Source organism: Nonomuraea antimicrobica (assembly GCF_039536965.1).
In the GTDB taxonomy this organism is placed as follows: Bacteria; Actinomycetota; Actinomycetes; order Streptosporangiales; family Streptosporangiaceae; genus Nonomuraea; species Nonomuraea antimicrobica.
This window is the reverse complement of sequence record NZ_BAAAZP010000003.1, coordinates 234,842-259,407: the sequence shown is the minus strand read 5'-3', so window position 1 is coordinate 259,407 and position 24,566 is coordinate 234,842. Positions and strand designations below refer to the sequence as shown.

Here is a 24,566-nt window from a genome sequence, read left to right as displayed (position 1 = left end):
GGCCTGCGCGCCGCGCTCGCCGGACCGGTCGCGCGCCGCGCGCTCACGGCCCATCAGGTGGTCTTCGAGCTGGACCGCGCCCGGACGTTCGACGCCTACCAGCTCCACTACTACGACCACTGGTCGCTGGCGCCCGACGTGCTCGACTACGTCAAGGACGCGGGACTGCCGGTCGAGGCGTGGGAGGTCGGCTCCTTCTGGCCCGGCAGCGGGTACGACCCGGCCGCCCACGGCGCGGAGACGGCGAAACTGGTCACGCACCTGCTCGCCGGTGGCGTTCGCAAGCTGGTCTACCTGCCCGTCTACCACTCGCCCGGGGAGATCGCCGGGGTGGAGACCTGGCGGGCCCTGTACGGGGCCGACGGCCGGCCCCGACCGGCCCGGTCCGTGCTCGACCGGCTCAAGGCGTACAGCTCCGGGCAGTGGCGCCGCCTGCCTGCGGTGGAGGGCGGTGTCGAGGGCGGCGCGGTCGCCTGGCAGGGCGGCACCGTGCTCGTCCTTTGGAGCGAGCGCCCGGTCGAGCTGCGACCGCCCTCCGGGACAGTGGTCACCACGGCCGCGCTGCCCGGCGGCCCGGCCCGGCCGTTGACCGGCGGACGGCCACTGGCGGTGGGCGCCACGCCCGTTCTCGTCACCGTGCGGGCGCCGATCGAGGAGACCATGAAGTGGCTGAGGGCGTCGTGATCACCAGAGCGCGTACGGGGTGGCCGCTGGTCCTGGGAGCGGCCGCCGTCGCCGTGCTGACCGGCGCCCAGGTCGCCGCCGCGGCCTCGCGCGCCGCCGTCGTGTTCCCGGTCGTGGCGGTCGGGCTGGCGCTGCTGGTCTACCTGGCGGTGACCAGGTTCGCCGCGTTCGTGGGCGCGACGCTGGCCGTGCGGGCCTCGCTCGACACGGCCAGGGGCACGCTCGACACGCGCGTGGTCGGCGACTACTCCGAGCTGCCCGCCTGGCTCGACCCTGGGACGGCCGTGGGTGTGTTGTTCCTGGTGGCGGGGCTGGCCTGGCTCGCGGCGCAGCCGTGGAAGGGCGTGCACCCCGCGATCCTGGCGTTCCTGGGGGTGGCCGGGCTCAGCACGCTGGGGTCGTACGATCCGGCGACCAGCGCCGCCGAGCTGCTCCGCCTGGCCACCTGGCTGCTCATGATGGTGGTGGTCGGACGGCTGACGAGCGAGGAGCCCGCGCTGCGCGGGCCGCTGCTCACCGCCGTCTTCGCCGCCGCGGTGCCGCCCGTCGTGCTGACCGTCCACCAGGTGGTGACCGGTGCCGACCAGGCGTACGTGCACGGGGTGCTGCAGCCGCACGGCACGTTCTGGCATCCCAACGGGCTGGGCCTGTTCTGCATGCTGCTCGCCCTCATGGGGGTGAGCCTGCTGTGGTGGAGCCGGGGCAGGGCGCGGCTGCTGCTCGCCGTCGTGGTCGCCGGGCTGGCGTTCGCGCTGGTGGCCAGCGAGGCGCGGACCGCCTGGCTGGGCGCGGTGGCCGGCCTGGTGGTGGTGGCGATCGCCCAGGACCGGCGGCTCCTGGCCGTCGTCGGGCTGGCCGGGGTGGCGGCGGCGGTGGTGCTGCCGTCGAGCCTGGGCGAGAGCCGTACGGACGCGGGCTACGCGGGCAACTCGGTGGTCTGGCGCTTCGACCACTGGGAGCAGGCCCTGGGCCTGATGGAGCGGAATCCGGTCACCGGCACCGGGCTCGGCACGACGAAAATGCTGATCATCAAAGAGGTGCACAACGACTATTTGCGCGCGGCCGTGGAGACGGGGCTTCTCGGACTGATCGCCTACCTGGCACTGCTCGTGACGCTCGCACTCATCGCCGCCCGCGCGCTGCGCGCCACGCGGGCGGGGCTCGAACGGGGGGTGGCGGTCGGGCTCGCCGCCTGCGTCGCTGCGCTCGCGGTGGCCGCGCTGGCCGACAACGTCATGACCTCTGTGGCCGTCATGTGGTATTTCGCGGCGTTCGCGGGCCTCACACACGGAAGCGGAGTCCGCAAATGAGAATCCTGCATGTCAACAAGTTCCTCTACCGGCGCGGGGGCGCGGAGTCGTACCTGCTGGATCTGGCCGAGCTGCAGCGGGAGAGGGGCGACCGGGTGGCCTTCTTCTCGATGCGCCACCCCGACAACCTCACCGTCCCGTACGAGGAGCACTTTCCCCGGCACATCGAGATGAACCCGCTCCCGCGCGGCCCGCTCGGCAAGTTACGCGGCGCCGGGCGCATGCTCTGGTCGAGGAGTGCCCGGCGCGGGATCGGCAAGGTCATCGCCGACTTCGAGCCCGACGTGGCCCACCTGCACAACATCTACCACCAGCTCTCACCGTCGGTGCTGGCCGCGCTCAGGACCGCGGGGGTGCCGATGGTGATGACCCTGCACGACTACAAGCTCGCCTGCCCCTCCTACTCCTTCCTCGACAAGGGCACCCCGTGCACGGCCTGCGTCGGCGGCAGCCTGCGCGAGCCGGTCAAGCGCAGGTGCAAGGGCGGCTCGCTGAGCGCCAGCATGGCCGTGGCCCTGGAGACGTGGCTGCACCGCCGCTTCGACGCCTACGACCCCGTCCACCGGTTCATCTGCCCCAGCCGCTTCATGGCGGGGCAGCTCACCCAGGCGGAGATCTTCCCCGACCGGCTGCGGATCCTGGACCACTTCGCCGACGACGGGGGATCGCCCGCGAAGACCGTCCCCGGTGGGCCGCTGGTCTGCGTGGGCAGGCTGAGCCCGGAGAAGGGGTTCGACGTCGCGATCAAGGCGCTGGGCATGCTGCGCGGGTTCGGCGAGCTGGTGATCGCGGGGGACGGGCCGGAGCGGATGGCGCTGGAGCGGATGGCCGACGAGGTGGCGCCGGGACGGGTGCGCTTCACCGGCCGGCTGCCCAAGGAGGAGGTGCTGCGGCTGATCCAGTCGGCCACCGCGCTCCTCATACCCTCCCGCTGGTACGAGAACCAGCCCATGACGATCCTCGAGGCGTTCGCCTGCGGGGTGCCGGTGATCGGCACCACGCTGGGCGGCATCCCCGAACTCGTCGTCGACGGAGCCACCGGGAAGCTGGTGCCGCCGGACGACCCGCTGGCGCTTTCCTCGGCGGCGCTGGCATTACTCAAGAATCCGCAGGAGACGCTGGAGATGGGCCGTTCCTGCCGCGAGGTGGCGCGCCGCAGATTTTCGCCGGAAGGCCACTACGCCGGGCTCCGCGAGATTTACCGCGAGGCCGTCAAGGCGGCGAATTCCAGCTAGCCGCGGCACCGTTTCAGGAAGGCTGATTCATGACGCAATTCCGGGCCCCCGGCAGCGCCCCCGACTCCGCCGACGACGATCTGGGCCGGCGGCTGCGCCGCCTGCTGATCGGCCGGCCTGGCTCGCTCAACACGCGGCTGCGCGCACGCAGGTTCGGCCTGCTGCTGGACCGCTTCCCCGACCTGGAGTCGATGGAGGTCGTCGACCTCGGCGGCACCGTACGGACCTGGACCAGGGCGCCGGTACGCCCCGCGCACGTGCACCTCGTCAACCTGGAACCCCCGGTGGACGAGGTGCCCGACTGGGTGAGCGTCGAGCTGGCCGACGCCTGCGACCTTTCCGGCCCGCTCGCCCGCCGCCGCTTCGACCTGGTCTTCTCCAACTCGGTGATGGAGCACGTGGGCGGGCACGAGCGGCGGGCCCGCTTCGCCGAGACCGCCTACCGGCTGGCCAGCCGGCACTGGGTACAGGTGCCGTACCTGTACTTCCCGATCGAGCCGCACTGGGTGTTCCCGATGTTCCAGTTCCTGCCGCTGCGCGTGCAGACGGCCCTGGCCCTGCGCTGGCCGCTGTCCGGCGTACGGCCGCGCACCCGCGCCGAGGCCCTGGTCGCGGTCATGGAGATCGAGCTGCTCAGCCGCACGCAGATGCGTTACTACTTCCCCGACTCGACGCTGCTGGCCGAGCGGGTGGCCGGGCTGACCAAGTCGCTCATCGCGGTCAGCTCGGCGCGGGCGTGGCAGGCTCCTGAGACGGCTCGGGAAGGTTGATCTCCACCAGGCCCGGCCTGTCGCCGGGTGCGACCTTGTAGGCGAACGTCCCCGAGGTGGGGAAATCCCGGGTGAACGACCGCCCCGGTCTGATCACCCCGGACTTCGTGCCGTCCAGCATCGTCACCGTCTGGTCGCTCGACGTGCCGTTGTGCCAGGTGACGCGGTCTCCGGGGCCGGCGATCAGATGGCGGGGCACCGGACCCCGCGCGGTCAGCTCGATCTCCTTGCCCGCGGCCACGTCGCCGGTCGCCGCGGCGGGTACGTCGGGGGCGGCGGCCCGGCCCGTGCTCCCGCCGCAGGCGACGGCGGACAGGGAGACGGCTGCGGCGATGATCACAAAGGCTGTCCTCATGGCACGGCACTATCCGCCGCCCGACCAAGAACAAAAGACACGGCATATGCTCGGCAAGTAAATGGACGGACAATTTTCGGCGCATCGGGGAAAAGCCGGGATGTCGGCGGGAGTGAAGGATTCGTTCCCCTGGCGGACGCGACCCATTTGTTTTCCTGGAGTGCCAGGGGCGTGATTATCGGCGAGGCGTCGTAAATGTCCCCAACCCCCTACGGACGGATTGAGGATTCATGTCCGCTGAAAACAGCACCCCTCAGAACAAGAAGATCCGCCGCTTCCTGACGCGCCTGGCCGTGGTGGCCGCCGCGTTCGTGAGCGTCGTCTCGATCGCCGCTCCGGCGCAGGCCATCCCGCCGTTCAACAACGGCACGATGGACTTCCCGATCCGGGGCGCCGGCTCGGACACCACCTACGAGGCCATGGCCAACCTGGACAAGGCGTTCAACGCCTCGCCCGGCTGCGCCCTGCGCGTTCCGCCGGCCACGCCGCAGTTCCAGTGCGACCCGCTGGACCAGGCCGCCGCCAACCAGCTCGAGAACTACGACCACGAGATCGCCTACAGCCTCTTCGCGCAGGGCACCTCCGCGGGCCTGCGCGGGCTGTGCGAGTTCGGGGCGTCCGGCGTCACCCCCGTCTACTACGCGCGTTCCTCCTCCGGCCCCGGCAGCCGGCCCAGCCAGTGCGTCAACAGCACCGACCAGCTCCGGTACGTGGCCTGGGCCAAGGACGCCATCGCCATTCCCAAGTGGCTGGGCGGCCCGGCCGGCTCGGTGGCCAGCCTGACGCACGACCAGCTCCGCGAGATCTTCCTCGACGTCTCCGGTGACGGCTGCGCCGAGAACTGGAGCGACTTCGGCGGCGGCTCCGGCCAGATCATGGTGCACGGCATCCAGACCAGCTCCGGCACGTACGCCACCTGGCAGTCGTTCCTCGGCGGCGACCCCAACACCTGCGTCTCGGCGACGGGCGGCCAGGTGCTGTTCGAGAACGAGTGCACCCCGATCAACAACCTGCCCGCGGCCGACCGGCAGCGCTCCATCTGGTGGCTGTCCTTCGGCAAGTACCAGACCGGCGCCGCCACCTGCACCGACGCCGCCACCGACCTGATCTCGGTGAACGGCATCGCCCCCGAGCCCGGCACCATCCAGGACGGGTCGTACCAGTACAGCCGGTCCCTGTACAACGTCTACCGCCTCGCCAACCCGGCCGTCCCGGCGCACGTCCGCGGCTACATCGGTGAGAACGGCTGGATCTGCAAGTCCAACGGCTCGCACAGCAAGCCGATCGGCAACACCGGCCCCGGTGTCGCGCACGCCAGCGCCGACCGCAACTGGGGTCAGCACATCGACCAGATCATCGCCGACGCCGGTTTCGTCAAGGTGAACCCGACCGGCAACAAGTGCACCTTCACCGACGTGAACGTCTGACCCCTCTGAACACCGCGACGTCATGAGGACCCGGCCCCGAGCGGCCGGGTCCTCGACCCATGCCCATGGGAGGACGCCTTGGAGGACATGTGCTGAGCTTCGTGATCGGGACCGGCCGCTGCGGGTCCACCCTCGTCCACGAGGTCATGGCCCGCCATCCCGCGCTGGGCTTCGTCTCCAACCTGGACGACCGCTCCCCGCGCTGCCCCTCCTCCGTACGGCGGCGCAGCGGCGCGATCTACCGCCGGGTCCCGCCCGCGCTGACCAGGAAGGGACGCGTGCGCTTCGCCCCCTCCGAGGGCTACCTGGCCCTGTCGCGCGAGGTGTCACCGCTGCTGGCCGACCCGTTCCGCGACCTGACGGCCGACGACCTCACCCCGTGGCTCGCCGACCGGCTGCGCCGCTTCTTCCTCGGCCGCTGGGAGGCCGCGGGCACCCCGCAGTTCTCGCACAAGTTCACCGGCTGGCCCCGCGTGGGCCTGCTGCGCGCGGTCTTCCCCGAGGCGCGGTTCGTGCACGTCGTACGCGACGGCCGGGCCGTGGCCAACTCGTGGCTGCAGATGCCGTGGTGGCGGGGTCACCTCGGTCCCTCCGGGTGGCACTTCGGCCCGCTGCCCGAGCCGTACGCGCAGGAGTGGGAGCGCTCGGGCCGCTCGCACGTGCTGCTGGCCGGGCTGGCCTGGAAGCTGCTGATGGACGCCTACGAGGCCGCCGCGCCGCCCCAGGACCGGTGGCTGGAGGTCAGGTACGAGGACGTGGTGGCCGACCCCCGCAAACACGTCGAGCTGATCCTGGACTTCCTGGGCCTGCCCTGGACCCCGGCCTTCGAGCGCGGCTTCGCCCGGCACCGCTTCAGCTCCGGCCGGGCCGACTCCTACCGCACCGACCTCACCCCGGCCCAGCAGGCGCTGCTCACCCACTCGCTGGAACGGCACCTGCGGCGTCACGGCTACCCGACGACACCGCTCTGAACTGGCGGATCCACACCGGCAGGGCGAGCCAGTTGACCGCCGCGAGCCCGATGACCGCTCCCGGCGCCCCCGCGACCAGCGCGCCCGCCACGCCCGCGGCGATGGAGAACGGCACGACGCCCACCCGCACCAGCGCGCTGCGCCGGGCGTCGCCCGCCGCCCGCAGGCCGACGGTGACCGCCGTGACGGCCGCGATGCCCGCGTAGAGCGCGATCTCGGCGACGAGGACGGGCCGGGCCAGCTCCCACGTCTCCCCGGCCAGCGCGGTGCCGAGCGCCGGGGGTACGAGCAGCGTGCCGCAGCCGTACAGGAACGACGCCCCGACCAGGACGACGCCGAGCCGCAGGACGGCACGGCGCAGCCGCCCGCGCCGGTGCGCGGCCACGGCGGACGGGATCGTGGCCAGGTGGCCCGCCTGCAGCACCACGTTGAGTGCGCTGAACAGCACCTCGGCCGCCCGGATCGCACCGAGCGCGGCCAGGCCGCCGAACCAGCCGACCGCGAGCATGGTCACCTGCCGGCCGCCGCTGCGGGCGGCGAAGTCGATCACGTAGCCCGGCAGCAGGTCCCGGTGCGCCCGCAGCCAGCCGGGCACCCGGGCGAGCGAGGGCGGGCAGCGGGCGTGGAACGCGCCCTGCACCGCGCCGGCCGCCGCCGACAGGCCCCAGGCGAGCACGTACCACTGCACGTCCCGCGGCCCGTGCGCCTGCACCCAGCCGACGGTGACGACCTGGGCGAGCACCCAGGTCAGGTCGCCCGCCATCGCGGCGGACTGCCGTCCAGCGGCCAGGAACACGAACCGCAGCGCGTCCTTGACCAGCAGCGCGGGCAGCGACCAGGCCAGCGCGGCGAACACCGCGCCGAGCGTGCCGCCGGTCAGCGCCGAGACCGCGAGCAGCGCGGCGAGCCCCGCGAGCCCCAGCGCCAGCGCGGCACCGGCGGAGGCACGGGAGGCGGCCCTGTGCTCGGCGGCGCCCGCCTGCCGGTCATGGGCGCTGAACCGGACGAGCAGCGGCTCGGACGCGACCGCCCTGGACACCCCCGTCATGATCAGGTAGACGGCGAAGGCCGCCCCGAAGGCGCCCAGCCCGTCGGGGCTCGCCTCGCGGGCGATCACGATCGTGAGCAGGACGTTGCTCAGGCTGGCCAGGACCTGGTCGGCGAGCGTCCAGAGCCCTTTCATCGACCCCTTCTCGGGCCTTTTCCTCGGGCCCTTCATCGGGTGGGCACGGGCACCGGGAGCGTCGTCTCGGGCACCACGACCTCGCGACGCCCGCCGAACCCGCGCAGCACCGCCAGCAGCGCCGCGATCAGCAGGCCGACCCCGGCCGACAGGGCCGCGGCCCGCAGCACCAGCGCGCCGCGGGAGGCGGGCACGGCCTGCGCGGTGACCGGGGTGATGGACGCGGTCGCGGCGGTCAGGTTCGCCTCGACGTCACGTGCCTGCTGTTCGGTGGTGGCCAGCTTGCGCGCGCTCTGCACGACGGCGTCCTGCAGCCCCTGGTACTCCTGGACCTGCGGGGCGAGGCCGGTCAGCCGGCCGTTGAGGGTCTTGATGGTCTTGCGGATGTCCTTGGGCTTGCGCTGGGAGACCGGGGCCAGCAGCTCGGTCTCCAGCCGCGAGATCTCGCCGAGCGTGGCCCGGTAGCGCTCCGCGGGCAGCCCGCCGTACTTCTTGACGGCGGCGGCGAGGTCGGCCTCGGCCTTGTCGGCGATCTCCTTGGCGCGGGCGTTGGCCGAGCCGGCGGCCGTGACCGACTGCCGCAGCAGCGTGTTCAGGGCGACGGTGGTCGCGACGCGGGTCGCGGCGGTCACCTGCTCGGGGTCGTCGCCGGTGAAGTGCACCCGGACCAGCGTGCCGCGCTGGCCGCCCTGGACCGGACGGCCGGTCGTCAGGCTCTCGCGCACGTCGTCGACGCCCACGCCGGTCTGCCGGGCGACCTCGTTCACGACTCCGGCCGAGGTGACCAGCGTACGGAAGGTCGAGATCGTCTGCTCCACGGCCGCGGCGCCGGCCTGCCCCGGCGCGGCGGGCACCTGGACCTCCGAGGAGTGGGTGTAATCAGCGGGCCTGGTCAGGGCCCAGCCCGCGCCGCCCAGCCCGGCGACCAGCGGGATCGCGATCAGGTGGGCGACGAGCCGCCGGTTGCGGCGGGCGTAGTCGGATAACTCCATCGTCGGTCCTTCAGTAGGTGGAGGGGATCAGGCGGGTGGCCGACTCGAACCAGAGCAGCACGGTCGCGAAGAGCACGGGGCTGGTGAGCACATACGTCGACGTCGTCCGCCAGCGCCGGTAGAGCACGATCGTGCCGAACAGCACACCCACCGTGGCCAGTCCCCACAGGATCGTGGGCAGCCAGCCGCCGGGGTCGCGGCCGAGACCCAGCTCGTCCACCTCGACCCGGGCCTGGTCGAGGATCTTCAGCCCGGCCGGTTGGCCGTCCAGCTTCGAGACGACCGCCAGCCGGCCGCCGTCGTCCGTGTCGCCGCTGGTCAGCAGCGTCAGCCGGTTGACGAACGTGCCCTGCGACAGGAAGTCCTTCTCGCCCGTCCTGGCCCGCTCGACCAGCTCGACCGTGTAGGTGAAGCGGCCTTCCTGGCTGCTGGCGGTGATCTTGTCGCCCGGTCGCAGCTCGCCGATCCTGGCGAACGGGCGGCCGTACAGGTCCCGGTGTCCGGCCAGCACGGCGTTGCCGATCTGGCCGGGCATGGGCGAGGGCCGGTAGTGCCCCACCGCCTGGCGCAACTCGCCGGTGCCGGTGCCCTGGACCACCACCTCGCGCAGCCCGATCGCGGGGATCTCCAGGAGCACCACGGGCGTGCCCGGCTGCGGCACGGCCGACAGGTCACGGTCCCCGGCCATGGGCGCGGCGGCGATCGTGGCGGACGCCTTGAAGTCGTCGTTGAGCTGGTCGAGCATGATCCGCTGGTTGCGCTCGTACGTCAGGTGGCCGAACCAGGAGGCGTAGAACGAGAACGCGAGCAGCAGCACACCGGCGATCGTGATGGCCGTCACCAGCGGACGGCCGAGCTTGCGCAGCTCCGGCGGGATCGTGAGCCTGCGCCGCCGCGGCGGCGGCACGGCCTGTCCCGGCATCCCCGGATACCCGTAGTACGGCGGAACCGCCCCCGGAGAGTACGGAGGCGCCGCTCCCGGCGGCACGCCCTGATACCCGGTGAAGGCGCCACCACCGCTGTGGCCGGCCGCGTGCGGCTGCGGCGGGACCGGCCCGTGACCGCCGCCCGGCTGCCCCGGAGCCTGGTGACCGGGCACCGGGAACGTGAGCATCAGCGGCTGCTGGAGGTTGATCGGCGAGTTCGGCATCAGGTGCATGACCGGCATGACCGGCGTGCCGGGCGGGAACGGCGCGCCGTACGGCGGCACGGCCGGATGGCCCTGCTGCCAGCCGGGCCCGCCGGGGTCGGACGGGTGGGGCCGATGCGCGTTGACCGACACCCCGAGGCCGCTCATGGCGGCGTCGTACCGCGTGCGCAGCATGTCGGCCCGCACCCGCAGCGCGTGATGTGACCTGGCCGCCGTGCTCGCCTGGGTGAGCAGCACGGCCAGGGCCCCGGCGTGCACCAGCGTGCTCTGGCGGTCGGCGTGCGGCGCGCCCGCGGCCACCAGCGCCACCGCGGCCTCCAGTTGCATGACGGCCTGCTCCGCCTGGTTGACCAGGTAGGCCGGGTCCGTGTTCGCGTTCGTCATGCCTGAGGAGTCGGGGTCGTGCCCGTGCCCTGCGCGTCGCCGTCGCGTCGCCGGCTTCTGAGGATCTCGTACCCGCGCCAGCCGCCGCCGAGCAGCACGCTGAGCGCGCCGATCGTGGCGACGACCCCCGCGGGCAGCACCCACGCGGCCGGGGGGATCACGCCGCCGCGCACCGAGCCCTCGCCGCTCGACTGGGCGACCGGCGTGACCGTCGTCGAGACCCCGGGCGAGGGCACCGCCAGGATCGCCGGGTCAGGCTCGCTTGCGGCGGGCGGCGTCTCGGGCGGGGTCCCGGAGTCCGCGATCGGCTGGATGTTGTCGCCCGGCGACCCGGCGGCAGGGGGCGTGCTCCGGCTCTGTGTCGAGGACGGGGTCGAGGTGGGGGACTTGGCGGGCTTGGGGCTCGGGCTGACGGTGACCCGCTGGGTCACGGTCGGCGTGGGCAGGTCGCCGTCGTCGCCGGGACCGTTCTGGCCGCCGCCGTTGCCCCCGGGGTTGGACGACGAGGGCGTGGGGGAGGGAGACCGGGTCGAGCTGGGCGTGGGCGAGGACGTCGGGGTGGGTGACGTGGTGCCGGGGGGCTGCTCCGGGTCCGGCGTCCGCAGCATCCGCACCACCTCCTCGGCCTGCGCGCGGAGCTGCTGGGGCAGGGCGGGGGCGCCCAGCTCGGCGAGCTTGTGCTGCCCGGCGTCGCTGATGGCGTACTCGATGAAGGCGGCCAGCGTCTTGCGCTTGGCCGGCGGCAGCGGGTTGCGCCCCGACGCGTCGGCCTTGGGGACCATGACGTAGTGGACCATCGGCAGCGGGTAGGCGTCCGGCCTGTCGGCCCGGTCGAACACCGGGCTGTAGGTTCCGTCGGCGTTCCTGGTCATCGTGCCGAACGCGTCGAGCACGGCCTCCTTCGTCGGCAGCACGTACCGGCCGGCGGCGTTCTTCACGGGCGCGGAGTTGATCACGTACCCGTTCGCCTTGGCGGCGGCCACCTGGGTGGCGTCGGTGAAGCCGAGCATGCCGTCGAGCTGCTTCGTCTCGTTGCTCTCCTGGTACGTCTTCCCGTCCACCTCGATGCGGTTGACGCCCTTGCCGCCGAGGGTGGCGATGTACTCGGCGGCGATCGCCCCGTTGTCCGCCGAGGTCTGGTCGAAGGCGACCGCCCTCGGGTCCAGCACCAGGTCACCGGGGGCCGACTCGTACAGCTCGGCGAACCGCCCGGACGGCAGCGTCGCGCCCAGCCAGGACGAGATCACCTTGTTCTGGGCCGACTGCCCGGCCCGCAGCACGGCCTTCTTGTTGAGCTGGGGCAGCCCGCACCCGCGGTTGTCGTTCACGGTCGGGCCCTGGAAGGAGGAGTCGGACCACTGGCCGTTCAGTCCGAACATCGTCGCCACGGAGTCCGGCGACATCCGGGTGCCGGCCAGTCCGAGACCGCCGAACTCCACCCCGTTGGCGATGCTGAGCCCGGTCAGGGAGATCGGGGCGTAGGCCACCTCGCCGCCGGTCTCCTCGCGCGTGTGGCTGAGACCCGTGATGGCGAAGTCGGAGCCCTGGGCGAAGCCGCTGGAGAAGCCCTGCTTCAGCTTGCTCGCGCCGAGCACCGACGTCCCTCTCAGGTAGGAGACGTCCCGCGCGGGCGAGGCGGCGCGGACCCCGACGAGCCAGTCGGTGACGACCTCGGAGATGTTCACCGAGCCCGCCCCGTTGATGGGCGCGTCCTGCGGGGCCTGCGGGGTCGGCAGCGGCTCGGGGGCCTTCACCTCCACCCGGGGCTTCGGCGGGGCGGGGTTGACGGTCCTGACGGGGACGCCGTTCGGGTTTTTGATCCGTACGGGCCTGCTGGCCGCCGCCAGCGCCGGGTCGGCGAGGTCGGTACGCGGGTTCGGCACGAGCTGCCAGACGGAGCCGGTCTTGGTGAAGGTGAGCGGCTGGGACCACTCGCACTCGCTGACCGTGACGATGCAGGAGGACTCCAGCCCGGTCTCCGGGTCGGTGGCTCCGTTGCACTCGAAGACCGAGTTGCCCTGGTAGTTGGAGACCTGCGTCTGGTTGAACGTGCCCGCCTTGAAGCCCGCGCTGAGCGAGCCCTCGCCGTTCGCGCCCGTCTGCGCGTACCGGCGGGTCTGGTGGGCGCAGTGGAACAGCCCGTTGTTCCACCGCGCCGACAGGTACAGGGCGACGAAGTCGGGATGCCGGCACTGGGTGATCACCACGGGCATGTTGGGGGTGAAACCCTTCCACCGGATCTCCACCTGCCCGCCGGGATCGATCTGCACGGCCTGTACGCCGTCGGCCCGCGTGGCGTTCGACCAGACCTCGACGGTGGGACTGGGCACCACGTTCGCGGCGGAGGGTGACGAGGCGAGCACCGCCGGGCCGGTTATGGCAACGATCAACAGCAGGGCACGCTTGCGCCTGTCCACCGCTCCACTCCATGGGGTAGATCCGACAATCCACGACCAGAGAAACCGGCGCGGGGCCCGCCCACAATGCCGCGATGAGTCCGCCCGCCACTGTTCCGCCCTCGTTCAACCGGTCGCGGCGAACCGGACATTTACCTAGATTTCCGCCCCGAACTCTTATGGCGGCGTTAACCCCACGGCGGCTGGGGCGTACCGGGCCGGGGCGGACACTTGGGCCCGACTCATGGACGCAGACGGTCGGAGCACCCGTGACATTGGAGACACCCCGCATCATCACGGCCAGGCTGAGCCGAGGTGACCGCATCTACCGCGTCGTCACCACCATGGCCGCGGCGACCGTGCTGGTCACGATCGTGCTCATCACGGTGTTCCTGGTACTCACCGCCCTGCCCGCCTTCCAGCGCGCGGGCTGGTCGTTCTTCACCACCACCGCCTGGAACCCGGACGAGACGAGCGGCAAGTTCGGCATCGCCGCGATGATGTACGGGACCTTCGTCACCGCGCTGATCGCGATGGCCTTCACCGTGCCGATCTCGATCGCCACGGCCGTCTTCATCAACGAGTACGCGCCGCGCGCCACCAGGGCAGGGCTGACCACGTCCATCGAGGTGATGGCCGCGATCCCGAGCATCATCTTCGCCGGATGGGGGCTGCACGTGCTCATCCCGTTCCTCGACCCGATCGAGCAGTGGGCCGTCGACCACCTGGGCGGGGTGTTCTTCGTGTTCGAGGCCCGCGAGGTCGGCTCGTCGTACTTCAACGTCGGCCTGGTCATCTCGCTGATGGCGATCCCGATCACCACCTCGATCGTCCGGGCGGTGCTCGACCAGGCGCCCCGCCACGAGTGCGAGGGCGCGCTGGCGCTCGGGGCGACCCGCTGGGGCATGGTGCGCACGGTGATCCTGCCGTTCGGCCGCACCGGCATCGTCGGCGCCTCGATGCTGGGGCTGGGCAGGGCGCTGGGCGAGACGATGGCGGCCACGCTGATCTTCAGCTTCGCCTTCGAGATCAAGCCGCGCATCTTCGAGAACGGCGGCGTCACCATCGCCAGCGGCATCGCGATCTACTTCAAGGAGTCGCGCGACGCGGGCCTCAGCGCGCTGATGGCCGCAGGCGCGACGCTGTTCCTGGTCACCTTCGTCATCAACCTCCTGGCCTCGCGCGTGGTGCAGCGGGCGGAACGGGCCGCCCGATGACCGTCACCGCACCGGCCGGTCCGCAGGAGCGCACCCGCCCGCCGGCGCCACGCCGCCGACCGGGGGCGTGGCGGCTGTCCGACACCGTCGAGCTGTCCGCCTCGGCGGCCTCCGCGTTCGTGCTCACCTGGCTGGTCTTCGCCCGGCTGATGCCGTTCACCGTGCAGCCCGCCGGTTTCGCGCTCTGCTGGTACGCGTTGTTCCTCGGCACGTACTGGGTGGTGACCAGGGACTCCGGCGGCCAGGTCGTGGCCAGGGACCGGATCATGACGGTGCTCATCTCGACCGGAGCGCTCATGGCGCTCGCCCCGTTCGCCCTCGTCGTCGGGTACGTCGTCTACCGCGGGCTGCGGAGCCTGCGCCCGAGCTTCTTCGTCGAGACCATGCAGCTCACCGGCCCGCTGCAGCCCGCCACGGACGGCGGCGGCCTGCACTCGATCCTCGGCACGCTCGAACAGGTCGGCATCGCGGCGCTGATCTCGGTGCCGCTCGGCATCCTCACCGCCGTCTACCTCAACGAGGTCAGAGGGCCGATCGCCGCGCCCGCCCGGCTCGTCGCCTCGGCCATGACCGCCCTGCCCTCGGTGGTCGCCGGCCTGTTCGTCTACGCCCTGCTGATCGTCCAGCTCCGCTGGGGCTTCTCCGGCTTCGCCGGCAGCCTGGCGCTGGCCATCCTCATGCTGCCCACCGTGACGATCTCGGCGGAACAGGTGCTGCGGATCGTGCCGGGCAGCCTGAGGGAGGCGGCGCTGGCGCTCGGCGGGCCCGAGTGGCGGGCCGTCGGCATGGTCGTGTTGCCCACGGCCAGAGCCGGACTGATCACCGCCGTGGTGCTGGGCACGGCCCGCATCATCGGCGAGACCGCGCCCATGATGCTGACCACGGTCGGCACCGCGATCCTCAACCCCAACCCGTTCGGCGGCATCCAGGACGACCTGCCGCTGTTCATCTACCACCAGATCCGCGCCCCGCAGGACACCTCGGTCGACCGCGCCTGGGCGGGCTCCCTGGTCCTGCTGTTGCTGGTGCTCCTGCTCTTCCTGCTCGCCAGGATGGGCTCCGGCGGGCCGCGTACGAGAAAGCGAGGACGGCGATGACCGCCGACACCCAGGTGATGGAGGCCGCCGAGCAGCCGGGCCCGGCCGGCGGCACGCTGGACGCGATCGGGGTGAGCGCCTGGTTCGGGCAGCGCAAGGTGCTGGAGAAGGTGGACATCGTCATGCGGGCGGGCGAGGTCACGGCGCTCATCGGGCCGTCCGGCTGCGGCAAGTCGACGTTCCTGCGCATCCTCAACCGCATGCACGAGCTGGTGCCCGCCGCGACGCTGGCCGGGTCCGTGCTGCTGGACGGCGAGGACATCTACGGCACCGAGCTGCGCCTCACCGAGGTACGCCGCCGCATCGGCATGGTCTTCCAGAAGCCCAACCCGTTCCCCGCGATGAGCATCGCCGACAACGTGACGGCCGGGCTGAAGCTCAACGGCCTCAGGTCCGCCGACAAGGAGACGCTCATCGAGGAGTGCCTGCGCCGGGCGAGCCTCTGGGACGAGGTGCGCAACCGGCTCCCCGCGCCCGCGGGCGGCCTGTCCGGCGGCCAGCAGCAGCGGCTGTGCATCGCCAGGTCGCTGGCGGTCCGCCCGGACGTGCTGCTGATGGACGAGCCCTGCTCGGCACTCGACCCGACCTCGACCAGGCGCGTCGAGGAGACCATCCACGAGCTGAAGGAACAGGTGACGATCATCATCGTCACGCACAACATGCAGCAGGCGCAGCGCGTCTCCCAGCGCTGCGCCTTCTTCCTCGCCGAGGAGAACGCCCCGGGCCGGGTCGTCGAGCAGGGGCCCACCGAGCAGGTCTTCCACGAGCCCGAGGACCCGCGTACCGCCGACTACGTCAACGGCCGGTTCGGCTAGACCCGAGGAGCATCATGTCCGTCGGACGCCTGTTACGGATCACCCTCGCCACCTGCCTGGCCCTGCTCTGCACCGCGGCCCCGGCGCCCGGCGCCGCCGCACGGGTGCGCGCCGCCCTCGCCGGGCCCGCGGTCAACGGGTCGGGATCGACCTTCGCGGCCCCGGCGATCGACCAATGGCGGGTCGACGCCGGCGCCAAGCTGGGGCTCGCCGTCAACTACAACGCCAACGGGTCCACCTCGGGCCGCAACCAGTTCGAGCAGAAGCTGGTCGACTTCGCCTCCAGCGACGTCTCCTACCGGTTCCCCGACAACCTCGCCAACGAGCCGACGCCCTCGTTCCCGTTCACGTACATGCCGCTGGTGGCCGGTGGCACGGCCATGCTCTACAACCTGAAGGACAACGCGGGCCGGCGCATCGAGGACCTGCAGCTCACCGGTGAGCTGATCATGAAGATCTACCACCAGTACTGGAAGTCGAACGGCAACCTGTTCTGGGACGACCCCATGATCAAGGCCGAGAACCCCCATCTGGAGTTCCGCCTGCCGAACACGCGGGTCAGCGTGGTCGCCCGCAAGGGCGGCTCGGGCACCACGGCGGTCTTCACCGGCTACCTCAGGACGATGGCGCCCCAGCTCTGGCACGAGTACCTCTCCAACACCGGCCAGAACTGCTACGGGGGCGCGCCCTGCCTGCCCACCAGCGACTGGCCGGCGGAGCGGGGCGGCGAGCTGCGCGCCGACTCGGCCGGGCTCGCGGACTTCGTGGCCTCGAAGGACGGCACGATCGGCTACGCCGAGTACGCGTACGCGCTGCAGCGCAACCTCCCGGTGGCCCGGATCAAGAACAAGGCGGGCAACTACGTGCTGCCCACCGCGTGCAACCAGGCCATCGCGCTGACCAACGCCGAACGCAACCCCGACGGCACCTACAACCTCACGAAGGTCTACGACCACGACCACCAGAGCGCGTACCCGATCTCCAGCTACAACTACGTGATCGTGCCCGCGGGCGGCTCCGACCCGGCCAAGGGCGAGACGATGGCCAAGTTCGTGCTCTACTCGATCACCGACGGCCAGAAGCTCGCGGCCGACCTCGGGTACTCGCCGCTGCCGAGCAACCTCATCAAGCAGGGGTTCGATGCGCTGGTGGACGTGCCGGGACACCCGGAGATCCCCACCGACCCCGACAAGTGGGGCAAGTTCTACGAGAGCCTGACGCTCCCCGACGGCACCACGTGCGGAAAGGCGGGCGAGACCGGCCAGGACGGCGGCGGCGTCGACGGCGGTGGCGGAGTCGGCGGCAACGACGACCCGGGCACCGGGAACGGCGACCAGAACGGCAACAACAATCAGGACCCGAACGGCAACAACAACCAGGACCCCAACAACGGCGGCAACAACAACAACCAGAACAACGACCAGAACAACAACCAGACCCAGAACCCGAACCAGAACAACGGCCAGAACAACCCGGGCGGCAACACCGGCCAACCCACCGACGGCCCCAAGAAGAACACCCCGGGGAACACCGGCAACACCCCAGGCCAGGACGGGGGCCCCACAGGCGGCGCCGACCCGACGACGGGCGGCAACAACAGCACCTCGCCCACGGCCGGCGGCGGCCAGCAGACGACGACCACCGGCGGCGACCCCACCCTCGCGCTGCAGCAACAGCAGCAGACCCCCGGGCAGTCGGCCGGCGCGACCGCCAACAACCTGATCGATCCCCGCCTGGCCGCGGACTCCGCCAGGAGCGTGGACAACACCGCCAAGTCCGTGGCGACCCCGTGGACGCTCTACGTCGTCGCCCTGGTGATCATCGTCGGCGTCTTCCTCCCGCCGCCCGTGCTCCGGCTCGTACGCCGGCGAAACCGTTCCTAGGAGAGGCACGTGGCGCTGCGCCGCTTCCTGATCGCCCTCATGCTCGCGGTCACCGGTCTGGCGATCCCGGCCCCGGTGGCCGCGGGTGCCGCCCTGTCCGCAGGCGCCGCCGACGCCTCGATCGCCGCGCCCGCCGTGGACAGCCTCCGCCCCGCCGGTCCCCTGCTCCTGCGGGGCGCCGCGAGCGGGGCTGCGCGGGTGCGCGTCGCCGTCCAGGACCGGGTCAGCCGCCTGTGGCTGCGGCCCGACGGCTCCTTCGGCGACTACCACGCCTTCCCGGCGAGCCTCGACGGCACGGCGTGGTCCCACACCTGGTCGCAGGCGGTGCCCGGCGAGTACGGCGTGCAGGTGACGGCCTACGACGCGGCCGGGGTGCCGGATGCCACCCTGCCCTGGGCCCCGTTCACCGTCGTCGCCCTCCCTGCGGCGGGCACCGGCGCCGCGACCGCCGCCCCCGCCGCGCAGGAACTGCTGCCGGTACGCGCGGCCACCACCGCGCGCGGCCTGGCCAGAGCAGGGGCGGGCGTGGCCGCGGTGGACCTCGCGATCAAGAACCGGGTGACGGGCCAGTGGTGGCGGGCCGACGGCACGTGGGGCGCGCACCAGTGGCACCGGACCCGGCTGGCCACGCCGGGAGGTCCGCTGACGGAGTGGAGCTTCGCCTGGACGCCGCCGCAGGCGGGCGAGTTCGCCACCCAGGTACGCACGACCTCCGCGGACGGCGGCACCGCGCCCGCCGCCGAGTGGCCGTTCACCGCGTTCACCGTCGACGCCGCGGAACCCGACGCGGTCATGGACCCCGCCCAGGCCGGCGCCCTGCCGGTCGGCCGGCCCGCCGAGTGGCGGGGACGGGCGAGCGACGCGGTGGGCGTGGCCGCCGTGTACGTCGCCGTCCAGGACCGCGCCAGCAAACAGTGGTGGCGGGCCGACGGCACCTGGGGCGCCTACCAGCGGCACGCCGCCACCCTGACGGGCCCGCCCGGCGACGAGACCTGGTCGGTGCGCGACGGGGCGCCCGCCTTCACGGTCACCGGCTGGTCGTACTCGTGGACGCCGCCGCGCGCCGGGGACTTCGGTATGCAGGTGACCGCCGTGGACGCGGCGGACCAGCCGGACCTCAGCCCGTCGTGGGCGCCGTTCACCGCGGCGGGCGGCGGCGCCGACACCGTGCGCCCGGCCGTCGAGATCACGTCACCGCGTGACGGCGACGTGCTGACCGCCGGTCCGGTACGCCTCGCCGGCACCGCGACGGACGACGCCGCCGTGACCGCGATCTACGTGGGCGTCATGGACACCGCCACCGGCAGGTGGTGGCAGCAGCCGGGCGGGTGGGGCACCGCTCCCCGGCTCACCCCCCAGGTCACCGGGCTGGGCACGCGGCACGCGGCGTGGTCGTACGTGCTGCCGCAGCCGCCGAGCGGCCAGTACCTCGTGCACGTCGAGGCGTTCGACGCGGCCGGCAACCGGGCCGAGGTCGGCGGGAGCCTGCCGCACCTGCGCGTCCGCTACCAGCAGGGGGCGCAGCGCCTGGCGACGCTGATGTTCGGGCGGGCGCAGTGGCAGGCGGTCGACCCGTGGTGCGCGCCGCTGCGCGGCTCGATCCCGCTGGGGGAGGTGGCCTCTCTGCTCGGGCAGCGCGGGATCCGGGCCGTCCCGACGGTCGTCGTCGACCGTACGCGGACCGGGGGCCGCTACTGCACCAAGGGCTTCGCCGACTACTCGACCTGGGAGGACCTCGCCGACCTGCGCGACCGGTACGGCTGGCAGGCGATCAGCCACAGCAGGACGTACCCCGCCGACTTCGCCGGGCTCACGGAGGACGCGCAGCGCTCGGAGTCGTGCGGCACGATCCCGGACCTGGAGGCGCACGGCCACCAGCGGGCCTGGGGGCTGTTCGCCTACCCGAACAACCAGTATGACCTGGCCGCGCAGCGCGACGTGGTCGCCCGCTGCTTCGCCTACGGCCGCACGTACGGCGACGGCGTCAACACCCGGCCCGGCACGGCCTGGCCGCACTTCCAGAAGACGTGGAGCTTCAACGGCGGCCGGTGCAACGACCCGGCGCTCACCTGCGCGTCCTGGGTGTCCGACCCCAAGGCGCGCAGCCACCCCGACAACGTCAACAACTTCCCGCCCTACCAGTCGCCCGAGGCGCTGGCGGCGTTCCTGTCGGGCGGGGCGGACCAGTGGCGCGCGCTGCAGGGCTACCGGCTCCTGCGCGGCCGGCGCGTCAACGCGGACGGCGCCGGTCAGTGGGACTGCACGAGCGCCGACTGGCGCGCGCACTGGACCAACAACGCGGAGTCGTACTGCCTGAACGACTTCCTGAGCGCGCTGGACCGGGTCCGGGGCGCCACCTTCACCGACCCGGCCGGCGTGGCCGAGGCGTGGGGGCGTGGCCGGCCGGTCACGCCATGAACGGAATGGGGTTCGCCAATTGTCTGCCCTGAGGGTCTCGCTCGCGCTGGGCGTCGCGGTGTGCGCCGTGGCGGTGTCCGCCGGCGTGTCCGTCGGCGTGTCTGTCGGCGGGGCCACGGACATCCTGCTCGTGGCCGATCCGGCGCAGGAGCCGCCCGGCGTCGTGAGCGCCGACCAGATCGAGACGCCCGAGGACGGGCAGGTCGAACCGATCGAGGACGGGCAGGCGGACCCGCCGGTCGAGGGCGAGACGCCCCCCGCCGAGCCGCCCGCCGAGGGAGAGGTCCAGGTCACGCCGGAGGCCGAGCCGTCCCCGACGCCGTTCGTGCCGTCCGCCAAGCCGCTCAGGGAGATCTCCAAGCCGGCCGGCCAGGTGGTCGACCCGGCGATCTGGGTGCACCCGCGCGATCCCGCCAAGAGCGTCGTGGTGAGCGCGGCGGGCGCGGGCGGCCTGCACGTGCACAACCTGACGGGCACGGCGAAGCAGCGCCTGTCCGGCAACGGGGCGAGCCTGGCCGGGGTGGACGTCGCCTACCGGTTCAGGTTCGACGCCAAGTGGTCCAACGACCTCGCGGTGGCGGCCGACTCCGCCTCCGGCGGGCTCAGGTCCTTCGCCTTCCGCCCGGTCGCCGCGGACTGGGGCAGACCGCTGGTCGAGGACGTCACCGCCAAGGGCGCGCCCGCCGTCTTCCCCGGTGGGGGAGCGCCGGAGCACCTCGTCACCTGGCGCGACGGCGGCAGGGTCTACGCCGTCGTGAGCCGCGCGGGCACGGGCACGCTGGCCCTCGTCCGGCTCCTCGCCAAGCCGGGACGCAAGGTCGGCTACCAGGTGATCAGGACCGTCGACCTGCCCACCTGGTTCACGCTGAGCAGCGGCGCCGCCTGGTCGCCGTGCGAGGCCCCCACGGTCGCGGGCCTGACCGTGGACCGCAGGGCCCGCACCCTGTACGTCGCCCAGCAGGGCGTGGGGATCCTGCGCCTGCGGGCCGACCTCGGCGACCAGCCGCACCTCGTGGACGTCGTCAGCGGCTTCGGCGCCGACACGTCCCGCGACGAGGCGTCCGGGCGATGCGTGCCGGGAACCGACCCGGGCGAAGGCGGCGACCGCCTCGTCGGGCTCGGCGGGCTGGCGTTCTACCAGGGCGCCGGGAGCAGCGGCTACCTGCTGGCCTCCAGCAGGGACAACAGCCGCGTCGCGGTCTACGGCTCGGGGGGCGGGGCCGCGTACCTGGGGCAGTTCAGGGTGGGCTCGGCGCCGCACATCGACCCCGTGCAGGGCACGCTCGGCCTGGACGTGCTCAACGTGCCCGCCGGGCGGCACTTCCCCAAGGGCGTCCTGGTCGTCCAGGACTCCGCCGACACGCCGGAGCCCGCGGGCGCCGGGCTCAAGCTCGTCCGCTGGGACACCGCCGCCCGCCTGCTCGGCCTGGCCGTCAGTCCGCGGGGATGGGCTCCCCGGTAGTGCTGCGCCACAGCCGTACGCAGGACAGCACGGCCGCGGCCACCAGCAGCCCGTTGCGCAGGAGGAGCACCCCCACGCCCAGGGGGGTGCTCTCCTGGACCGCCACGAACAGCGTCGGGAACTCCACCATCGTCACCGCGGTCGCGGCCAGCACGAGGGACACCACGGGACGCTGGGAGGAGTCGCGGGCCGTGGCGCACACGGCCGCCAGCCCGACCAGCCACACCAGGTACTGCGGGCTGATCACCCTGCTGGTGACGACGAAGAGCAGCACGGCGGCCAGCGCCGCGTCATAGGGCGTGGCGTCGGTCCAGCTCCTGACCCGGCGCCGCCAGTACAGCAGCCACAGCAGGCACAGGGCCGTCGCGACCAGCGACCACTGGCCGACCTCCCTGGTCCACGGCCCGATCATCTCCATGGAGCCGTAGCTGGAGCTGACCTCGCCCGGCCAGCCCGCCCAGCGGGCGAGGTGGAAGCCCAGCGCCCACACCGACTCCACCTCGACGCCGCGGTCCCGCTGCGCCGTGAGGAAGTCCGCGCCCTGCCCGAGGAAGACCAGCACCACCAGCGTCGTCACCGACGCACCCGCCGCCGCCCCCAGCACCGCGCGCCGCGCCTGCCCGCCGCTCGGCACGCCGACCAGGGCCAGCGCGGGCCAGAGCTTCAACCCGGTGGCGACGCCGAGCAGCAGCCCTCCGCCCGCGGGCGAGCCGCGCAGCCGCAGCAGGCCCAGCACGGCCAGGGCGGCGACCGCGAGGTCGTACCTGGCGTAGACGACGGGGCCCAGCAGTGGCACTCCGGCCAGCCACACCCACAGCCCGTGCTGCCTGGGCTGGTGGGCGAGCGTGACCGTGACGAGCGCGTCGCAGGCCACCAGGATGGCCATGAAGCCGCTGAGATAGCCGAACGGCAGCACCCCGGGAGCCACCATGAGCAGCGCGGCGCCCGGCGGGTACTGCCACGTCGGGTCGCCCACGGGTAAGGAGCCCGTGGTGCGCATGACGTCGTACCAGTTCCGGTAGACGCCGGCGACATCCACGTTCACGCTCTCGAAGAGCGTCACGACGTCCAGGACCATGAGCAGCAGGAGCACCCTGCTCGCCAGCCAGAGGTACGTGATCGTCAGGGCTGTCCTGGCGGACAGGCGCTGCGAGGTGATCACGGGCGGAGCCTAGCGGCCCAGGATGACCACGCCCTGTACGGCCCGGGAACACCTGGTCCCGCCGCGCGTGCCCGCAAGCTTCACGCCGTGTTCCCCCGGCATCCAGCATCGGCTGCCTAGAGTTGCACCCATGATCGGGAGCCGGGTGGCGGCACTCGCGCGGACCATCGGCTCTCCCGCGGATCCGGCGACCGCCGGTCGCACCAGGCAGGCGATGGCTCTCGGTGCGCTCGTGGTGCTGGCCTTCAGCGCGTACGCGCTGCTCAGCCTGACCAAGCACCGCCTGTTCCAGACGACCAGCGTCGACCTGACGATCTTCGACCAGGCGGTACGCGGCTACGCCCGCTTCCAGGCGCCGACGAGCGCGCTCAAGGGCGTCAGCATCGGCCGGGCCGCGGACTGGAACCAGCTCGGTGACCACTTCTCGCCGATCCTCGCCCTGCTCGCGCCGCTCTACTGGATCCATGACGGGCCCGAGACGCTGCTCGTCGCCCAGGCGGCGCTGCTGGCCGGGGCCGCCGTGCCGATCTGGCTCTTCGCCCGGCGCAGGCTCGGCGTCCTGCCCGCGTACCTCACGGCCGCCGCGTACGCGCTGTCCTGGCCGGTCGCCCAAGCCCTGAATTTCGACTTCCACGAGGTGGCCCTCGTCCCCCTGCTGACGGCGCTCCTGATCGAGCGGTACGACGCGGGCCGGCACGCCACGGCCGCCCTTGCCGCCGGGGCCCTGCTGCTGGTCAAGGAGGACATGGGGCTCACGGTCGCGGCCTTCGGCGTCTTCGCCGCCTTACGGGGGGACCGTTCGCGCGGCGCCGCCTACTTCGCGGCCGGCCTCGGGTGGGTGCTCCTGGTGCGCGCGGTGCTGATCCCGGCCGTGGGCGGCGATCCCGAGACGTATTGGGCCTATGACCACTTCGGCAGGGACGTCCCCGGAGCGCTGGCGGCGATGGCCGGGAACCCGCTGGACACCCTGCAGTACCTGGTCACCCCCGCCGTCAAGGCCGACACCCTCCTGCTCGTCCTCTGGACGGCGCTGTTCGCCTGCCTCTGCTCCCCGCTCCTCCTGGTGGCGCTGCCGCACCTGCTCGAACGCATGCTCTCCGACAACGCGAACTGGTGGGGGACGAACTACCACTACGACACCTTCACCGTCGCCATCGTGCTCTGCGCGGGAGTGGACGGCGCGGCCCGGCTCGCGCGCCGGTTCGGCCGGGCGGGGATCGGCCTGACCTGGGCCGCCTGCGTCTGCGCCGTCGCGCTCACGCTCGCCCCGCAGCACCCCATGGGGCAGTTGGCCAGACCCGGCTTCTACCGCGCCGGGCCGGACACCGTCGCCGCCGCGCAGGCGGTCGGACGCGTGCCGGACGGCGTCACCGTCGAGGCCGCCAACAGCCTCGGCCCCCACCTCTCGTCGCGGACCACGGTGCTGCTGTGGGAGGACGGGAAGCAGAACGCGCCCTGGGTGGTGGCGGACACCGGGCGGCTCGCCTTCCCCTGGCCCTCGGTGGCACGCCAGCGGGAACGGGTCGAGGAGCTGAAACGCGCCGGCTACCAGGTGATCTTCGACCAGCACGGCTACGTCGTCCTGCGCCGCCCGTCCTGAGGTGGGCGTCCGGAGGCGGGCGTCCGGAGGTGGGCGTCCTGGGGCGGGCGTCGTG

At 72.6% G+C, this 24,566-nt stretch carries 19 protein-coding genes; 13 read left to right on the top strand and 6 right to left on the bottom strand.

Annotated elements, in window-relative coordinates; translation table 11 throughout:
- The 4 genes from ABD844_RS01240 to ABD844_RS01225 form a co-directional block, all read left to right on the top strand.
- The coding region (locus ABD844_RS01240; RefSeq protein WP_344871992.1) for a hypothetical protein at nucleotides 1-684 on the top strand (684 nt) is incomplete at its 5' end.
- Complete coding sequence (locus ABD844_RS01235) at nucleotides 666-1,994, top strand: O-antigen ligase family protein (RefSeq protein WP_344871990.1); 1,329 nt, start codon at nucleotides 666-668, stop codon at nucleotides 1,992-1,994. The genes ABD844_RS01240 and ABD844_RS01235, both read left to right, overlap by 19 nt.
- A complete protein-coding gene (locus ABD844_RS01230; RefSeq protein ID WP_344871988.1) occupies nucleotides 1,991-3,229 on the top strand; it encodes a glycosyltransferase family 4 protein in 1,239 nt (412 codons plus the stop codon). Before ABD844_RS01235 ends, ABD844_RS01230 begins: the two co-directional genes overlap by 4 nt.
- Before the next feature lie 29 nt (nucleotides 3,230-3,258).
- On the top strand, nucleotides 3,259-3,999 hold the full coding sequence (locus ABD844_RS01225; protein ID WP_344871986.1) for a class I SAM-dependent methyltransferase: 741 nt from the start codon (nucleotides 3,259-3,261) through the stop codon (nucleotides 3,997-3,999).
- On the opposite strand, the gene ABD844_RS01220 is transcribed toward ABD844_RS01225, so the two are convergent.
- Entirely contained in the window at nucleotides 3,950-4,354 is a 405-nt protein-coding gene (locus ABD844_RS01220) for a cupredoxin domain-containing protein (RefSeq protein WP_344871984.1), read from the bottom strand. The genes ABD844_RS01225 and ABD844_RS01220 overlap by 50 nt on opposite strands.
- A gap of 230 nt (nucleotides 4,355-4,584) precedes the next feature.
- Here ABD844_RS01220 and ABD844_RS01215 point away from each other — a divergent pair, with 230 nt between their 5' ends.
- Both ABD844_RS01215 and ABD844_RS01210 read left to right on the top strand, forming a co-directional pair.
- Nucleotides 4,585-5,781 (top strand): type 2 periplasmic-binding domain-containing protein, encoded by a 1,197-nt coding sequence (locus ABD844_RS01215; protein WP_344871982.1) that lies wholly within the window; start codon nucleotides 4,585-4,587, stop codon nucleotides 5,779-5,781.
- Between the two features lie 89 nt (nucleotides 5,782-5,870).
- The gene (locus ABD844_RS01210) at nucleotides 5,871-6,752 is read left to right on the top strand and encodes a sulfotransferase family protein (protein WP_344871980.1); all 882 of its coding nucleotides are present in this window, start codon (nucleotides 5,871-5,873) and stop codon (nucleotides 6,750-6,752) included.
- Here ABD844_RS01210 and ABD844_RS01205 read toward each other — a convergent pair.
- From ABD844_RS01205 to ABD844_RS01190, 4 genes are read right to left on the bottom strand one after another with little or no spacing between them, the layout of a single operon-like run.
- The gene (locus tag ABD844_RS01205; RefSeq protein WP_344871978.1) at nucleotides 6,694-7,935 is read right to left on the bottom strand and encodes an MATE family efflux transporter; all 1,242 of its coding nucleotides are present in this window, start codon (nucleotides 7,933-7,935) and stop codon (nucleotides 6,694-6,696) included. The genes ABD844_RS01210 and ABD844_RS01205 overlap by 59 nt on opposite strands.
- Before the next feature lie 32 nt (nucleotides 7,936-7,967).
- Nucleotides 7,968-8,927 (bottom strand): GumC domain-containing protein, encoded by a 960-nt coding sequence (locus ABD844_RS01200; protein WP_344871976.1) that lies wholly within the window; start codon nucleotides 8,925-8,927, stop codon nucleotides 7,968-7,970.
- Between the two features lie 10 nt (nucleotides 8,928-8,937).
- The gene (locus tag ABD844_RS01195; protein WP_344871974.1) at nucleotides 8,938-10,461 is read right to left on the bottom strand and encodes a sortase; all 1,524 of its coding nucleotides are present in this window, start codon (nucleotides 10,459-10,461) and stop codon (nucleotides 8,938-8,940) included.
- Nucleotides 10,458-12,878, bottom strand: coding sequence for a substrate-binding domain-containing protein (locus tag ABD844_RS01190; protein ID WP_344871972.1), 2,421 nt, complete (start codon nucleotides 12,876-12,878; stop codon nucleotides 10,458-10,460). The genes ABD844_RS01195 and ABD844_RS01190 overlap by 4 nt, the downstream gene beginning before the upstream one ends.
- Before the next feature lie 248 nt (nucleotides 12,879-13,126).
- Between ABD844_RS01190 and pstC the strand changes: the two genes are divergently transcribed.
- The 6 genes from pstC to ABD844_RS01160 are packed head-to-tail and all read left to right on the top strand — an operon-like array spanning nucleotide 13,127 to nucleotide 21,749.
- Entirely contained in the window at nucleotides 13,127-14,074 is a 948-nt protein-coding gene (pstC, locus tag ABD844_RS01185; RefSeq protein ID WP_344871970.1) for a phosphate ABC transporter permease subunit PstC, read from the top strand.
- A complete protein-coding gene (gene pstA, locus ABD844_RS01180) occupies nucleotides 14,071-15,171 on the top strand; it encodes a phosphate ABC transporter permease PstA (protein ID WP_344871968.1) in 1,101 nt (366 codons plus the stop codon). Before pstC ends, pstA begins: the two co-directional genes overlap by 4 nt.
- Entirely contained in the window at nucleotides 15,168-15,986 is an 819-nt protein-coding gene (locus ABD844_RS01175) for a phosphate ABC transporter ATP-binding protein (protein WP_344871966.1), read from the top strand. The genes pstA and ABD844_RS01175 overlap by 4 nt, the downstream gene beginning before the upstream one ends.
- A gap of 14 nt (nucleotides 15,987-16,000) precedes the next feature.
- Nucleotides 16,001-17,869, top strand: coding sequence for a phosphate ABC transporter substrate-binding protein PstS (gene pstS, locus ABD844_RS01170; RefSeq protein ID WP_344871964.1), 1,869 nt, complete (start codon nucleotides 16,001-16,003; stop codon nucleotides 17,867-17,869).
- 9 nt (nucleotides 17,870-17,878) lie between these two features.
- Nucleotides 17,879-20,287 carry an Ig-like domain-containing protein gene (locus tag ABD844_RS01165; protein ID WP_344871962.1) on the top strand — a complete coding sequence of 803 codons (2,409 nt, stop codon included), beginning with the start codon at nucleotides 17,879-17,881 and terminating at the stop codon, nucleotides 20,285-20,287.
- A 19-nt stretch (nucleotides 20,288-20,306) separates the two neighbouring features.
- Nucleotides 20,307-21,749 (top strand): phytase, encoded by a 1,443-nt coding sequence (locus tag ABD844_RS01160; protein ID WP_344871961.1) that lies wholly within the window; start codon nucleotides 20,307-20,309, stop codon nucleotides 21,747-21,749.
- Here the strand turns inward: ABD844_RS01160 and ABD844_RS01155 are convergent.
- Nucleotides 21,721-22,911: a glycosyltransferase 87 family protein gene (locus tag ABD844_RS01155; RefSeq protein WP_344871960.1), complete on the bottom strand. Its 1,191-nt coding sequence runs from the start codon at nucleotides 22,909-22,911 to the stop codon at nucleotides 21,721-21,723. The two genes, ABD844_RS01160 and ABD844_RS01155, sit on opposite strands and share 29 nt — an antisense overlap.
- 130 nt (nucleotides 22,912-23,041) lie before the next feature.
- Here ABD844_RS01155 and ABD844_RS01150 point away from each other — a divergent pair, with 130 nt between their 5' ends.
- Nucleotides 23,042-24,511, top strand: coding sequence for a DUF2079 domain-containing protein (locus tag ABD844_RS01150; protein WP_344871959.1), 1,470 nt, complete (start codon nucleotides 23,042-23,044; stop codon nucleotides 24,509-24,511).
- The last annotated feature ends 55 nt before the right edge of the window (nucleotides 24,512-24,566 follow it).

Bases quoted from the DNA above. Each gene is read 5' to 3' on its own strand.
- ABD844_RS01195 (WP_344871974.1), bottom strand. From the start codon at position 10,461: ATGACGAACGCGAACACGGACCCGGCCTACCTGGTCAACCAGGCGGAG.
- ABD844_RS01225 (WP_344871986.1), top strand. From the start codon at position 3,259: ATGACGCAATTCCGGGCCCCCGGCAGCGCCCCCGACTCCGCCGACGAC.
- ABD844_RS01215 (WP_344871982.1), top strand. From the start codon at position 4,585: ATGTCCGCTGAAAACAGCACCCCTCAGAACAAGAAGATCCGCCGCTTC.
- pstA (WP_344871968.1), top strand. From the start codon at position 14,071: ATGACCGTCACCGCACCGGCCGGTCCGCAGGAGCGCACCCGCCCGCCG.
- ABD844_RS01200 (WP_344871976.1), bottom strand. From the start codon at position 8,927: ATGGAGTTATCCGACTACGCCCGCCGCAACCGGCGGCTCGTCGCCCAC.
- ABD844_RS01175 (WP_344871966.1), top strand. From the start codon at position 15,168: ATGACCGCCGACACCCAGGTGATGGAGGCCGCCGAGCAGCCGGGCCCG.
- ABD844_RS01230 (WP_344871988.1), top strand. From the start codon at position 1,991: ATGAGAATCCTGCATGTCAACAAGTTCCTCTACCGGCGCGGGGGCGCG.
- ABD844_RS01205 (WP_344871978.1), bottom strand. From the start codon at position 7,935: ATGAAAGGGCTCTGGACGCTCGCCGACCAGGTCCTGGCCAGCCTGAGC.
- pstS (WP_344871964.1), top strand. From the start codon at position 16,001: ATGTCCGTCGGACGCCTGTTACGGATCACCCTCGCCACCTGCCTGGCC.
- ABD844_RS01150 (WP_344871959.1), top strand. From the start codon at position 23,042: ATGATCGGGAGCCGGGTGGCGGCACTCGCGCGGACCATCGGCTCTCCC.
- ABD844_RS01220 (WP_344871984.1), bottom strand. From the start codon at position 4,354: ATGAGGACAGCCTTTGTGATCATCGCCGCAGCCGTCTCCCTGTCCGCC.